We start from the raw sequence: 13,913 nt of genomic DNA, 5'->3' as shown, positions 1-13,913 counted from the left end.
GCTTCGCCAAAAACGTCTTTACTGATTTCAAGTTTTCAGGCGGCGCGGATGACCTCGATGCCGCCCATGTAGGGACGCAGCACATCGGGGACGGTAATGCTGCCATCTGCGTCCTGGTAGTTTTCCATGACCGCGATCAGCGTGCGGCCCACGGCCAGGCCGGAACCGTTCAGGGTATGGACGAAGGCGGGCTTGCCCTCCGCCGTGCGGTAGCGGGCATTCATGCGGCGGGCCTGGAAGTCACGCGTGGTGGAACACGACGAGATTTCGCGCCATGCCTTCTGCCCCGGCAGCCAGGCTTCAAGATCAAAGGTCTTTGCCGCGCCAAAGCCGGTATCCCCCGCGCATAGCAGCATGCGGCGATAGGGAATGCCCAGCTTTTCCAACACCATTTCCGCGCAGCGGGTCATGCGTTCATGCTCGGCGTCACTTTCCTCCGGCGTGGTGATGGACACCATCTCCACCTTCTGGAACTGGTGCTGGCGCAGCATGCCGCGCGTGTCGCGGCCCGCGGCCCCGGCCTCGCTACGGAAACACGATGACAGCGCGACAAGGCGGCGCGGCAGCATGGTGCCCGGCAGGATCTGGCCCGCGACACTGGCGGTCAGCGGCACTTCCGCCGTGGGGATCAGCCAGCGGCCGTCCTCGGTGCGGAAGGACTGATCGGCGAACTTGGGCAGCTTGTCGGTGCCGTACATCGCCTCGTTATTGACCAGAACGGGCACGGCGGTTTCCTCGTAGCCGTTTTCGCCAGTGTGCAGGTCCAGCATGAACTGCCCCAGTGCGCGTTCCAGCCGTGCAAGCTGGCCACGCAGCACCACGAAACGCGCGCCCGACAGGCGGGACGCGGTTTCGAAATCCATCATGCCCAGCGCTTCGCCCAGTTCGAAGTGTTCACGCGGGGCAAAGGCGAATTCACGTGGCGTGCCGTTCTGGTGCACCTCCACGTTCGCATTTTCATCCACGCCCTCGGGCACGCTGGCATCCAGGCGGTTGGGCAGGCGTTCCAGCGTGCCACGGATCTGTCCATCCAGGTCATCGGCACGGGTCTGCAGTTCTTCCATCCGGCCCTTGGCGCTGGCCACTTCGGCTTCCAGTGCCGAACTATCCGCACCGGATTTGCGCATTGCCCCGATTTCCCTGGAAATCTGCTTCCGGCGCGCCTGCAGTTCCTGCAATGCGGTTTCAGCGGCGCGGCGATCATGGTCCAGCAGCAGCAGCGCCTGCGCCACGGCAGGCTCGCCCCGCCGCTTCAGGTCAGCATCAAAACCGTCGGGATCGGCGCGAAGGGCACGCAGGTCGTGCATCAGGGGGTCTCCTCGGTGTCTTCAGGCGGGGTGCGCGGCTCGACAAGGCGGGCGCAGATAATGGAAATTTCGTACAGCCCGATCAGCGGCACGGCCAGACCGGTCTGGGTAATCACGTCGGGCGGCGTCAGGATGGCGGCGGCCACGAACGCGCCGACATAGGCATAGCGCCGGACCTTCGCCAGCCCCTTTGACGTGACCAGCCCCACCCGCGCCATGAGTGTCAGCACCACGGGCAGTTCAAACGCCATGCCGAACGCCAGGATCAGCTTCATGACCAGCGTCAGGTATTCCGATACCTTGGCCTGCAGTTCGATCTGCAATCCGTCCTGCCCGTCCGCCGTCTGGAACGACAGGAAGAACTTCCACGCGGCGGGGAATATGAAATAGTACGCCAGCGCCGCCCCGATGGCGAACATGACGGGCGTTGCGACCAGGAACGGCGCAAAGGCGCGTTTTTCGCTGCGGTACAGCCCGGGGGCTATGAAAATCCACGCCTGCACCGCCATCATGGGGAACGACAGGCAGGCCGCGCCGAAGAACGCGACCTTCATGTAGGTGAAGAAGGCTTCATACAGCGCGGTATAGATCAGGTGCGGCTGTTCCCCCTTCTGGCGCATGATGTCGCCCAGTGGCTTGGCCAGGAAGAAATAGATCTGTTCCGAATAATAGTAACAGACGGCAAAGCACACCATGAACGTCACGATGGACCACAGCAGCCTGCGCCGCAGTTCCACCAGATGTTCCAGCAGCGGCATGGGCTGGTCGTTGATCGAATCCTGATTCAGGGTTTCGTCTCCTGCATCCATCGCGTTCTTATTCCCGCCCATCGGCTGTAACGGAGACACGCTGCCCCCGGTGAATGACCCTGACCGGCGGCAGGAAGGCCGGGGGCGTCAGGTCTGGCAGTTCCGCCGCGATACGGCGCGCGATACGCGGCGGAAGGAAATCCGGCGCACTGGCCAGCAGGGCTTCATCAACTTCTTTCCGGGCGGCGGCGGACACGGGGGGCATATAATGGCGCGCAGGCACCTGCTGTTCAGGCAGCGCGTCACCTGCGACGGGTGTTGCCGGAAGGGCGGCAGGGGTATCCCCCATCAGCGTGGCGGGATCGAGCGAGCGGCGCAGCGCGCCATCCCCGTCAATCGCCTTCATCAGCTTGTCGCGCACGTTCATCCGCTTGAGCTGGCCAAGCTGGTCGCGCGCTTCCGTCAGGTCCGCCTCACGCACCATTTCGTCCACATGGGACTGGAATTCGGTGGCAAGACCGCGTGCCTTCTTGATCAGGCCGGTCACCGTGCGGATGGCGATGGGCATGTCCTTTGGCCCGATCAGCAGCAGGCCCACCACCCCGATCAGGGCAAATTCAGACCACGCGAAATCGAACATGACCACTTTCCTCCACCACCATGCACGCACGGCACACCCGCACGTCACCGCGCGGCTTCACGTTTCGCCCGTGCATATCCTGCACACCTATCACGACGCGGGCGGGTCAGGAACCTCGTCCGGCGCATCGGGGGGCATGGCGGTATCGGGCACGTCCACCAGCAGTTCCTCGCGCCGGGGCAGGTCGCCCAGATCCTTCAGGCCGAAATGCCGCAGGAAACCCGATGACGTGCCCCACAATATGGGCCGCCCCGGTACTTCCTTACGACCCAGCGGCATGATCAGTTCCGCCTCCAGCAGGGTGTCCAGCACCTGCTGGCTCAGGCTGACGCCACGGATTTCCTCGATCTCGGCACGGGTGCAGGGCTGGTGATAGGCAATGATCGCCAGCGTTTCCATGGTCGAACGCGCAAGCCTGCGTGGCCGTGGCATGACGCGGGTCAGGCGCGGGGCCAAGTCGGGCGCCGTGCGGAACTGCCAGCCCCCGGCCACCTCCACCAGCACGACCCCACGCCCTGCATACCGCGCCGCCAGCGCGGACAGGGTGGCGGTGACATAGGCGTCCCGGTCGGCCGTGTCATGCGGTATGCCGCCCTGCGCGCCCAGTATTTCGGCAATGGCGCGGGTGCTGAGCGGATCGGCGCGGGCAAAGATCAGGGCTTCCACCAGGCGTAGCGAAAATTCCCGCACGTCGATCATGGCGGCAATCTCATCTTCCGGCGGCAGTCCCGGCTGTTGCGTCTCGTTCATCAGGCCATGTCCCCTTCCGGTTCTGTCCCGGCAGCATCTGGCTGCCCTGTGCGTTCGCGCAGCCAGATACGGCCAAACTGTTCCGCCTGCTGGAGTTCGATCATCCCGCTGCGCGCCATTTCAAGACTGGCCAGCAACGTGCCCGCCACGGCGGCGCGGCGGCCGGTCTGCACCATTGTTTCCGTCATGTCGGCCTGTGGCGGCAGGTCGGGCACGAAGCCCTCCAGCCCGCACCAGTCCGCCTTCAGGTCATGCGTGCCGAGCATGCGCCGCAGCCGCGCCAGCGCATCCTGCACCGTCCAGAACCGCAGCACGCGCGGCTGATAGACGGATCGGCGCGCGCGCCGGCGCATGGCCGCCATGTATCCACGCATAAGCTGCGGCACATCGACCGCAAGGCCCGAGCGATCGATTTCCACAAGGTTTTCCGCCTGCCCGCGCTCGAATACTTCCAGACCCAGTTGCGGACGCGCGGCCAGCCAGCGGCCAAGCTGGACCATCCGCTCCAGTTCCAGCAGCCGTTCATGCAGCAGGCTGGCCGCTTCCTCCGCATCGGTGGCTTCGTCGTCGTCTTCCGGCAGCAGCAGGCGGGACTTGAGCCACGCCAGCCACGCCGCCATCACCAGCCAGTCCGCCGCCTGTTCCAGCCGCACGTCGCGTGCCGCGCGCACCACGGCCAGGTACTGATCAACCAGTTGCAGGATGGAAATGCGCCACAGATCCACCTTCTGCGCCCGCGCCAGTTCCAGCAGCAGGTCCATCGGCCCGTCAAACCCGTCCAGATGCACGATCGGGGCGCTGGTGGACGCAGATGGAACGGACGGGGCGTTATCCCCGCTCACCGTTCCCTCCGCAGCACAGGGTCGCGGGCCATGGCGGGATCAGGAATGGACCAGCTCGCACGCCTGGCTTTTCGCCTTGGCCTTTTCACACAGGCTGACCGCCTGCGCCTTCGCCAGTCCCTTGACGCGCAGGCGATAGAAGGTCTTGCCGCCCCGTTCCGCCTTCACCACGGTGGGCTGGTATGGCCCGAACACGTCGGGATAACGCGTACTGAGGCGGGTCCAGCTTTTCAACGCCGCTTCCTGCGAATCCAGCGCGGCAAGCTGCACGCCATACGCCCCTGTACCCGTGCCGGATGCACGTGGCACGGGTGGTGGCAGCGGGGCGGCCTGCGGTTCGGGTGCTTCCGCCCGCGCCGGGGCGGGGGGCGGCGGCGGCGCGCTGGCGGGCGTATCCGCGGCCGGTGGCGGGGCGGGGGCGGCAGCTGGCGGCGTCTGCGCCGGGGCCGGGGCCGGTTCGCCTTCACCGGCCACCTGTCCGTACTGGCGGGCCATGGCGTCGGGCTGTGGCTGTTCGGGCGGCGGGGACAGGCGCATCACGCCGCCATCGGCGGGCATGCCGTCGCCCGCGCCAAGTATCTGCATCCCGCCCGGATCGGCGGGCTTGACGCGCACCGGGCCGGGCGGCGGCCCCAGAACGGGAATCCCGGCCTGATGATGACCGAACAGCGACCATCCCCCAATGGCCACCACCAGCACGCCACCAAGGCCCGCCGCGCCATAGACCAGCTTGCGCGTCAGCGGATCGTCACCCAGCAGGTTGCTGCCCGCCACGCGCGCCAGCAGGGCCCTGAAGTCAAAGCCGCCCCGGCGCCCCTGCGAGGAGGCGGCCGGACCGATGTCATCCGCCGGTTCCATGGGTTTGCGCATGCCCAGATCGGGATTGGAATCGGTCCCCATGCGCTCCCGCCCCGGGCCGGAGGGCGCGGAATAGGGATCGGGCGCGGGCGGGTTGTCGCCCCTGCTGTCAGGGGGGACATTGGGGGGGGATGTGTTGTCAGGGCTCATCGCATCTCCTCGACCGGCTGTACGCCGAGCACTTTCATACCCGATCGCAGCACGGTTGCCGTTGCCTCGACAAGGGCAAGCTTCATGCGGGTGGCGGCAATATCATCTTCCTGCAGGAAGCGCAGGGTCGCATCATCGCGCCCCCGGTTCCACAGCGCATGGAAATCCGACGCCAGTTCATTCAGGTAAAAGGCAATGCGGTGCGGTTCATGCGCGGCCGCCGCCGATTCGACCATGCGCGGCCACTGCGCCATGCGCTGCAGCAGCGCCAGTTCCGCATCCGCCGTCAGACCCGACAGATCCACGCCCGCCAGTTCCGCGGGCGTGATGCCACCCGTGATCCTGCCATCATTGACCATGCCTGCCGCCGACCGCAGCACGGAACAGCAGCGCGCATGGGCGTACTGCACGTAGAAGACCGGGTTGTCGCGGCTCTGCGCCACGACCTGATCCAGATCGAATTCCATCTGCGCATCGGCCTTGCGGGTCAGCATGGTGAAGCGCACGGCGTCGCGCCCGACCTCGTCAATCAGGTCGCGCAGGGTGACGAAGGTTCCCGCGCGCTTGGACATGCGCACCGGCTGCCCGTCGCGCACGATGCGCACGATCTGGCACAGCAGCACATCCAGCACCGGCCGGCCGTCCGTCGCCAGCGCCGCAACCGCCGCCTTCATGCGGGTGACATAGCCGCCATGGTCAGCACCCCATACGTCCACCAGCACATCCGCGCCCCGGCGGATCTTGTCGGCGTGATAGCCGATGTCGTTGGCAAAATAGGTGTTCGATCCATCGGACTTGCGCAGCGGACGGTCCACGTCATCCCCGAATTCGGTGGAGCGGAACAGCGTCTGCGGCCGGGCTTCCCAGTCATCGGGCAGCTTGCCCTTGGGCGGCTCCAGCACGCCTTCGTAGATCAGGCCCTTCTTTTCCAGCTGCGCGATGGCGCGGTCGGTTTCGCCATCGGCCAGTATCCCGGCCTCGCTGGTGAAGACATCATGATGCACGCCAAGGGCCGCAAGATCCTCGCGGATCATGGCCATCATGGTATCGACCGCCTCACGCTTCACCGTATCCAGCCACAGGGCAGGATCGGCGGGTTTCAGGCCGGGAGCGGCGAGGCTGTCGGCAAACCTGCGGGCCAGCGCCTCGCCTACCGGGACCAGATAGTCGCCACCATACTGGATCGCGCCACCGGGCACGACGGCGGCGAATTCTTCCTCGGTCACGGTGGTGCCCAGCGCCTGCAGGTAGCGCCAGTAAGTCGCCCAGGCCAGGGCAATGACCTGCGCGCCGGCGTCGTTGATGTAATATTCCTTGGTGACCTCGTAACCCGCCTTGATCAGCAGGTTGGCCAGCACGTCACCCACAACCGCCCCACGGCAATGGCCCACATGCATCGGGCCGGTGGGGTTGGCGGATACGTATTCCACGTTCACCTTCACCCCGTTCCCGGCGGTGCTGGTGCCGTAATCCTCCCCCGTCTCCAGCACGCTGCGCGCCACGCCCTGCCACACGGCGGGGGCCAGGCGCATGTTAACGAAACCGGGGCCGGCCACCTCCGCATGCGCGATGCCGGGCACATCCGCCAGCGCCGTCACCAGTTCGCCCGCGATTTCCGCCGGGCGACGCCGCGCGGCCTTGGATACGACCAGGGCCGCATTGGTCGCAAGGTCGCCATGGGCCGGATCACGGGTGGGCGTGACCTCCACCCGGTCCAGCAGCGCAGGCGGCAGGTCGGGCACGATCCGGCCCAGTGCTGCGCGCACATGCGTAAGGTAACGGACGAACAGACTGTCTGACATGCGGCACGGTTTCCCAACAAAACGGTAAGTGGACCATCAGGCCCGGCAGGAAGGGCCCGCCGTGATACCAGAACGGCAGGCAATCGGATAAATGCGATGGGCGTGTTTCACCCCGGCGAGGACAGGTCCGTCAACCGTCGATATTCCTCCATCGCGCAGCGATCGGTCATGCCGGCAATATAATCCGCCACAACGCGGCATGCGCCCGCCCTGTCGCCCCCGTCATGCGCGGCCAGGGCTGGCTCCCGCGTGCCATCGGGCAGCAGTGCAAGGTTTTCCGACAGGATGGTGAAAATCGATTCGACCGTCAGCCGCGCCTTGCGCGTCATGCGGTTGACGCGCCAGTGACGGTACAGCCGCGCATACAGGAATTTGCGGATTTCCAGATTGGCGGCGGCAATATCCGGGCTGTACGCCACAACGGGGCGGGCGGCATGCCGGATGTCATCGGAACATTTCGGGGCAAGGCGTTCAAGGTTGCGCTGGGTCTGGCCGATCAGGTCCATGGCCAGCGTGTTGATGACGCGCCGGATGGTTTCATGACGCAGGCGGGGATCGTTATTGCTGGCCTGACACCCGCTGAGGCGCTGGGCCGTACGGGCATCGGCCAGGGCTTCACGCACGACGGGCAGGGCTTCCAATTCCTCGATATGCAGCAATCCCGCACGCAGGCCGTCATCAAGGTCGTGGGCGTGATAGGCGATATCATCCGACAGGGCCGCAACCTGTGCTTCGGCCGCGGCATAACTGCCCAGTTCCAGCCCGTGCCGGGCCGCGTAATCGGCCACATAGGGCGTGGGATGGTCCACCGGCCCGTTATGCTTGGCCAGCCCTTCGAGCATTTCCCATGTCAGGTTCAGGCCATCAAAGGCGAAATACCGCCGCTCCAGCAGCGTCACCAGCCGCAGGGACTGCGTATTGTGGTCAAAACCGCCCCACGGCTTCATGGCCGCCGACAGCGCTTCCTCCCCCGCATGGCCAAAGGGGGTGTGGCCAAGGTCATGGGCCAGGGCGAGGCCTTCGGTCAGGTCTTCCTCCAGCCCCAGCCTGCGCGCGATGGAACGCGCAACCTGGGCGACTTCCAGCGAATGGGTCAGGCGGGTGCGGAAAAAATCGCCTTCGTGGTTGAGGAACACCTGCGTCTTGTACTGCAGCGTGCGAAACCCTGCCGAATGCAGCACCCGGTCCCGGTCGCGCTGCCATGGGCTGCGGGTCGGGGCCTCGGCTTCGGGATAGAGCCTGCCACGGGCCGTGGCGGTCTGGACAGCATAGGATGCAGTACTCATATAAGATCAGGATCCAGCCATGGATGGAACGGCACATGATGATGCCGCCGCCCATCCATAACCCGCGCGCAGCCTGTGGCCAACATGGTCCCACAGCCCTGCGTGCCATTGATCATGGTGAAACCCGATGTCCATGCCCCCTGCCCCCGCCACTGACAGCTTCCGCGTATCGGACGCGGCGGCCCGCCGCCTGCGTGAAATACTGGATGAACAGCCAGCCTCCCCCGCGGGGGAGCCTGCGCTGCGGGTATCGGTCGAGGCGGGGGGGTGCAACGGCTTCCAGTACAAATTCGCGCTCGATGGTGAAAGCCAGCCCGATGATATCGTGATCCCCGCGGGCACCGTCCGTGTCGTGGTCGATCCGGCCAGCATGGACCTGCTGACAGGGGCGGAACTGCATTTTGATGACAGCCTGATGGGCGCGCACTTTACCGTGCGCAATCCCAATGCCGCGTCATCATGCGGGTGTGGCACGAGCTTTTCGGTCGAATGATGAAATTCGCCACCTGGAACGTCAATTCCATCCGCCAGCGCCAGGACCATGTGCTGGACTACCTGGCCCGCGAACAGCCGGACGTGCTGGCGCTGCAGGAAATCAAGTGCCAGACCGAGGTCTTTCCCGTCGATGTGTTCAGGGCGGCGGGCTATGACAGCATCGTGGTGGGCCAGAAAAGCTATAACGGCGTCGCCATCCTGACCCGCCACCCGCACGCAGTCACGCATACCGCCCTGCCCGGCTGGGAAACCGATCCGGTGCAGGCACGCTACGTCGAAATCCGTTGCCGTGGGCTGGTGTTTGGCAACCTGTACCTGCCCAACGGCAATTCCGGCGGCAGTGCGGGCTACGACTCCAAACTGGCGTTCATGGAGGCACTGGGCCTGCATGCACGCGGCATGCTGCTGGCCGGTCAGGATTTCGTCCTGCTGGGTGATTACAACGTCTGCCCCACGGATGAGGACTACGCCCCCGGCGCGTTGTCGCCCGATGACGCCCTGGTCCGCCCGCAAAGCCGCGCGGCCTTCCGCCGCCTGCTGTGGCTGGGGCTGACCGATGCGTTGCGCGCGCTGCACCCGGTGGGGCGGTTCTATACATTCTGGGATTATCAGGCGGCAGCATGGCAGCGTGACAGCGGGCTGCGTATTGACCATGCCCTGCTGTCCCCCCGCGTTGCCGAACGGCTGCTGACCGCCCTGCCCGCACGTGACGAACGGGGCAGGCCGCAGCCATCCGACCATGTGCCGCTGGCGGTTACGCTGGCGGATGCGCCGGGCTGATGCCACCATGCCCGCGCGCCCCGCCGGGCAGCGGGCAATGGTCGGGCACGGGCAGCAGCCGGAATTCACGCAACGTGCCCGACATGCGGAACTGCCCGAAATCCATATCCACCCGGTCGGCCACGCCATTGCTGAAATAACGCATGCCCGTCTCGAACACCGGGGTCATGTCGCGGGTGGTGGTATTGTAATAGGCAACATGCACCCGCTGCGCCGCAAGCGGGGCAAGGGCGGGAAACGTGGTCGCGACCGGCGGCACGTCATGCCCCAGAAACAGCACGTATGTGCCAAGCGCCCCGGTATCCACCGTGCCATCGAACAGGAATGGGGCAATCGGCCCCTGCCCGTCCTGCCCCGCCTGAATGACGGCTGCCGTATGGGCCACGGGAAACAGCGTGCCCATGGGCAGCGTCACGTCATGCGCCACGGGATCGGTGTAATGCACCTGTCCCCCGGTGGGGCGCATATGCGCCTCCCCCGCGATACGGGGGGCGGGATGGCCGTTTTCCGTCTGGTCGGCACGGAATACCAGGGATGAGCCGTCCTTTTCCTCCAGCACGGCATAATCCGAATCACTGACCGTTTCCGTCCCTTCGCGATCCACGGTGCGCAGGCGCAACTGCTGCTGCGTGGACCATGCCGAACACATATCGGACAGGACGAAGGTCAGCCTGCCCTCCGCCGTGACGACATCGCCACCGCTGACCGCCACCAGCGTCAGGTCATAGACCGCGCGGTGGGCCGCCATGACCGGCGCCGCCTGCACGGGTGTGGCGCGCCACAGGGCCGCCAGCGTCATGCCTACCATCACGCACCGCCCCACCGGCACCCCGTACTGCACGGCACGGGGCATGAGGAAGGCAAGTGCATCGGCCGGCATCACGCCACTCAGTTCTTGGCCTGACCGGGCTTGGGGCGCGGCAGGTCAAGGGCGAGCGAGAGTTCCTTCAGCCGCTGCGGCTCAACCGGGGCGGGCGCGCCCATCATCAGGTCCTCGCCCTGCTGGTTGAGCGGGAACAGGATGACTTCACGGATGTTCGGCTCATCGGCCAGCAGCATCACGATACGGTCCACGCCGGGGGCCGAGCCGCCATGCGGCGGCGCGCCATAGCGGAAGGCGTTGAGCATGCCGCCAAAGCGGGCCTCGACCTCGCTGGCCGGATAACCCGCGATCTCGAACGCGCGGATCATCACGTCAGGCTGGTGGTTACGGATCGCGCCCGAGGACAGTTCGATGCCGTTGCACACGATATCATACTGGAACGCCTTGATGGTCAGCGGATCCTGGTTCTGCAGCGCGTCCATGCCGCCCTGCGGCATGGAGAACGGGTTGTGGGAGAAATCGATCTCACCCGTTTCCTCGTTGCGTTCATACATCGGGAAATCCGTGATCCAGCAAAAGCGGAAGGCGTTCTGTTCGATCAGGTCCAGTTCGCTCGCAACCCGCGTACGCACGGCGCCGGAGAACTTGACCATCTCATCGCCCTTGCCCGCGACGAAGAACACGGCATCCCCCGCCTTCAGGCCGGTTCTGGCGCGAATGGCCTCGATGCGGTCGGCCTCGAGGTTCTTGGCGATCGGGCCCTTGCCGCCTTCTTCGGCGAAGATGATGTAGCCAAGGCCGCCGGCACCGGATTCGCGCGCCCAGTTGTTCAGCTTGTCAAAGAACGCACGCGGGCGGTCACCCGCGCCGGGGGCCGGGATAGCGCGGATCTGGCCGCCATCGGCTGCGATACGCGCGAACAGGCCAAAGCCGGAACCGGCAAAGGCTTCGGTCACGTCCGACAGCTTCAGCGGGTTGCGCAGGTCGGGCTTGTCGCTGCCATAGACTTCCATGGCCGTGGCGTAGGGAATACGCTCGAACGGTCCTTCGCTTACGATGCGACCACCGCCGAATTCGCGGAACACGCCTTCCATCACCGGCTCGAGGGTCGCGAACACGTCTTCCTGCGTCGCGAACGCCATTTCGAAATCAAGCTGGTAGAACTCACCGGGTGAGCGGTCGGCACGGGCGGCTTCGTCACGGAAGCACGGCGCAATCTGGAAATAACGGTCGAAGCCCGCCACCATCGCAAGCTGCTTGAACTGCTGCGGGGCCTGCGGCAGGGCATAGAACTTGCCGGGGTGCATGCGTGCGGGCACCAGGAAGTCGCGCGCGCCCTCTGGCGAGGACGCGGTCAGGATCGGGGTCTGGAATTCCACGAAGCCAAGATCCGTCATCCGCTTGCGCAGGCTGGCGATCACCTGCGCGCGCAGCATGATGTTGCGATGCACCTTCTCGCGCCGCAGGTCGATGTAGCGGTAGGTCAGGCGCAGGTCCTCGGGGTAATGCTCGTTGCCCGCAACCTGCAGCGGCAGCACGTCGGCGCTGGACTGGACATCGATTTCACGCGCGCGCAGTTCGATCTCACCGGTGGGCAGGTTCGGGTTTTTTGTCGCGCCATCACGCAGCACGACTTCACCCGTGACCGTCAGCACGCTTTCCACGCGCACGCGTTCCGCCGTTTCCAGCACGGGGGAGCCTGCGGGGATCACGATCTGCGTCATGCCGAAATGGTCGCGCAGGTCAATGAACAGCAGGCCGCCATGATCGCGCTTGGAGTGTACCCATCCGGAAAGGCGGGCCGTCTGCCCGGCGTCTGCAGCCCGCAGGGCTGCACAGCTATGGGTACGATAGGGATGCATGATCTTGTCCTGATTCTACCAGATTTGGGGGATGCGCCCTGAAGGGGCCACACCGGTTGCAGGCGCGACAAAGCCAATACCGTCCACGCCTGTCAAGGTCATAGGTGGCAGCCCCGGCCTGCGGGGCCGTACCTTACACGTATTCGGGGAACAGGTCGCACAGCCCGTCCGCCGTGGCGGGGCAGCGGCCACGTTCGGTAATCAGCCCGGTCACAAGGCGCGCGGGTGTCACGTCAAACGCCGGATTGGCCGCCCGGCTGCCATCGGGCACAAGCTGCACAGCCGTCACGGCGCCGGCGTCGTCACGGCCCTGGATGTGGGTGACCTCGCGCCCGCTGCGTTCCTCGATGGGGATTTCCTTCACGCCATCGTTGATGGTCCAGTCGATGGTGGTGGACGGCAGCGCCACCCAGAAGGGCACGCCATTGTCATGCGCCGCCAGCGCCTTGAGATAGGTGCCGATCTTGTTGGCCACGTCGCCCGTGCGGGTCACGCGGTCGGTGCCCACGATCACCATGTCCACCTGGCCATGCTGCATCAGGTGGCCCCCGGCGTTATCGGCAATGACCGTGTGCTTCACCCCGTGGCGGCCCAGTTCCCATGCGGTCAGCGATGCGCCCTGGTTGCGCGGGCGGGTTTCATCCACCCACACATGCACGTCAATGCCCCGGTCATGCGCCATGTAGATTGGCGCCAGCGCCGTGCCCCAGTCCACAGTCGCGATCCAGCCCGCGTTGCAGTGGGTCATGATGTTGACCGGGCCGGGACGGCGGGCGGCAATGTCCTCGATCAGTTCAAGGCCCTGCCGGCCGATGGCCTCGTTCTGGATCACGTCTTCATCACAGATGCGCCCGGCTTCGTCATACGCCGCCGCCACACGGTCCGCGACTGCCGTGGTGCGCAGGCGGGTCAGCATGCGCCGGATCGCCCAGCCAAGGTTGACCGCCGTGGGCCGGGTGGCCGCAAGCAATGCCGCGTCACGTTCCATGGCTTCGTCGCTGCTGTCATGCCGCAGGGCCAGCGCCAGTCCGTACGCCGCGACAGCACCAATCAGCGGCGCGCCACGCACCTGCATGGTGCGGATGGCATGCGCCACCTGGTCGCGTTCGGTCAGGCGCAGGATATCCAGCGACCACGGCAGGCGGGTCTGGTCAAAGATATGGACCGACCAGCCATCATCCGTGTCCACCCATACGCTGCGATAAGAGACGTTATCAATCTTCATATAATACGTGCCGCCATCCAAAAACCAGAACACACAAAAGGGCGCGCAGGGAAGCATCCGGCCCACCGGCATTCAAGCCCCTTCGGCCCCGAATACTTCATGAACCGGCAATATGGGCCTTGTGTACCACGTGGCAACATGGCCGTGCCCCCGCATGGCAACCATCATACAGGCAGTCCGCATGGTATTCCACACCGGAGCGCATGCCCGGTCATGCATGTGGTCCCGATGCCCCGCAAAGGAAAGGGTACGGGCATCATCACGCCATGGGAATGCACGAAAGAAACACTGCCGTTCCATGACGGGCACATGAACCCATGTGTGCGACAGACAGACTGATAAAA

The 13,913-nt window shown here is 65.5% G+C and carries 13 protein-coding genes; 2 read left to right on the top strand and 11 right to left on the bottom strand.

What is annotated here, in order from left to right; all coding sequences use genetic code 11:
- Positions 1-35 precede the first annotated feature (35 nt).
- From serS to S101446_RS14170, 8 genes are all read right to left on the bottom strand, one after another.
- Positions 36-1,307 (bottom strand): serine--tRNA ligase, encoded by a 1,272-nt coding sequence (gene serS / locus S101446_RS14205; RefSeq protein WP_087608635.1) that lies wholly within the window; start codon positions 1,305-1,307, stop codon positions 36-38.
- Positions 1,307-2,116: a twin-arginine translocase subunit TatC gene (tatC, locus tag S101446_RS14200; protein ID WP_026019648.1), complete on the bottom strand. Its 810-nt coding sequence runs from the start codon at positions 2,114-2,116 to the stop codon at positions 1,307-1,309. The genes serS and tatC overlap by 1 nt, the downstream gene beginning before the upstream one ends.
- Positions 2,117-2,123: 7 nt before the next feature.
- Positions 2,124-2,696 carry a Sec-independent protein translocase protein TatB gene (gene tatB / locus S101446_RS14195; protein ID WP_053323523.1) on the bottom strand — a complete coding sequence of 191 codons (573 nt, stop codon included), beginning with the start codon at positions 2,694-2,696 and terminating at the stop codon, positions 2,124-2,126.
- A 90-nt stretch (positions 2,697-2,786) separates the two neighbouring features.
- Entirely contained in the window at positions 2,787-3,446 is a 660-nt protein-coding gene (scpB, locus tag S101446_RS14190) for an SMC-Scp complex subunit ScpB (RefSeq protein WP_019091137.1), read from the bottom strand.
- Positions 3,446-4,288, bottom strand: a complete 843-nt coding sequence (locus tag S101446_RS14185) for a segregation and condensation protein A (RefSeq protein WP_087608634.1) — start codon at positions 4,286-4,288, stop codon at positions 3,446-3,448. The genes scpB and S101446_RS14185 overlap by 1 nt, the downstream gene beginning before the upstream one ends.
- Positions 4,289-4,327: 39 nt before the next feature.
- Positions 4,328-5,296, bottom strand: coding sequence for an SPOR domain-containing protein (locus S101446_RS14180; protein ID WP_087608633.1), 969 nt, complete (start codon positions 5,294-5,296; stop codon positions 4,328-4,330).
- Complete coding sequence (argS, locus tag S101446_RS14175; protein ID WP_019085267.1) at positions 5,293-7,098, bottom strand: arginine--tRNA ligase; 1,806 nt, start codon at positions 7,096-7,098, stop codon at positions 5,293-5,295. Before argS ends, S101446_RS14180 begins: the two co-directional genes overlap by 4 nt.
- Before the next feature lie 107 nt (positions 7,099-7,205).
- Entirely contained in the window at positions 7,206-8,384 is a 1,179-nt protein-coding gene (locus tag S101446_RS14170; RefSeq protein WP_019085266.1) for a deoxyguanosinetriphosphate triphosphohydrolase, read from the bottom strand.
- A gap of 127 nt (positions 8,385-8,511) precedes the next feature.
- On the opposite strand from S101446_RS14170, the gene S101446_RS14165 reads away from it, so the two are divergent.
- Both S101446_RS14165 and S101446_RS14160 read left to right on the top strand, forming a co-directional pair.
- Complete coding sequence (locus tag S101446_RS14165; RefSeq protein ID WP_019085264.1) at positions 8,512-8,877, top strand: HesB/IscA family protein; 366 nt, start codon at positions 8,512-8,514, stop codon at positions 8,875-8,877.
- Positions 8,874-9,659, top strand: coding sequence for an exodeoxyribonuclease III (locus S101446_RS14160; protein WP_087608632.1), 786 nt, complete (start codon positions 8,874-8,876; stop codon positions 9,657-9,659). Before S101446_RS14165 ends, S101446_RS14160 begins: the two co-directional genes overlap by 4 nt.
- Here the strand turns inward: S101446_RS14160 and S101446_RS14155 are convergent.
- The 3 genes from S101446_RS14155 to mtnA all read right to left on the bottom strand — a co-directional run bounded on the left by S101446_RS14155 (position 9,634) and on the right by mtnA (position 13,569).
- The gene (locus tag S101446_RS14155) at positions 9,634-10,539 is read right to left on the bottom strand and encodes an EipB family protein (protein WP_087608631.1); all 906 of its coding nucleotides are present in this window, start codon (positions 10,537-10,539) and stop codon (positions 9,634-9,636) included. The genes S101446_RS14160 and S101446_RS14155 overlap by 26 nt on opposite strands.
- 8 nt (positions 10,540-10,547) lie before the next feature.
- Positions 10,548-12,344 carry an aspartate--tRNA ligase gene (gene aspS / locus S101446_RS14150; protein WP_019085261.1) on the bottom strand — a complete coding sequence of 599 codons (1,797 nt, stop codon included), beginning with the start codon at positions 12,342-12,344 and terminating at the stop codon, positions 10,548-10,550.
- Between the two features lie 133 nt (positions 12,345-12,477).
- Positions 12,478-13,569 carry an S-methyl-5-thioribose-1-phosphate isomerase gene (mtnA, locus tag S101446_RS14145; RefSeq protein WP_026018531.1) on the bottom strand — a complete coding sequence of 364 codons (1,092 nt, stop codon included), beginning with the start codon at positions 13,567-13,569 and terminating at the stop codon, positions 12,478-12,480.
- Between the last annotated feature and the right edge of the window lie 344 nt (positions 13,570-13,913).

Source organism: Komagataeibacter europaeus (assembly GCF_002173515.1).
Taxonomy (GTDB): Bacteria; Pseudomonadota; Alphaproteobacteria; order Acetobacterales; family Acetobacteraceae; genus Komagataeibacter; species Komagataeibacter europaeus.
This window is presented reverse-complemented; position numbering and strand designations above follow the sequence as displayed.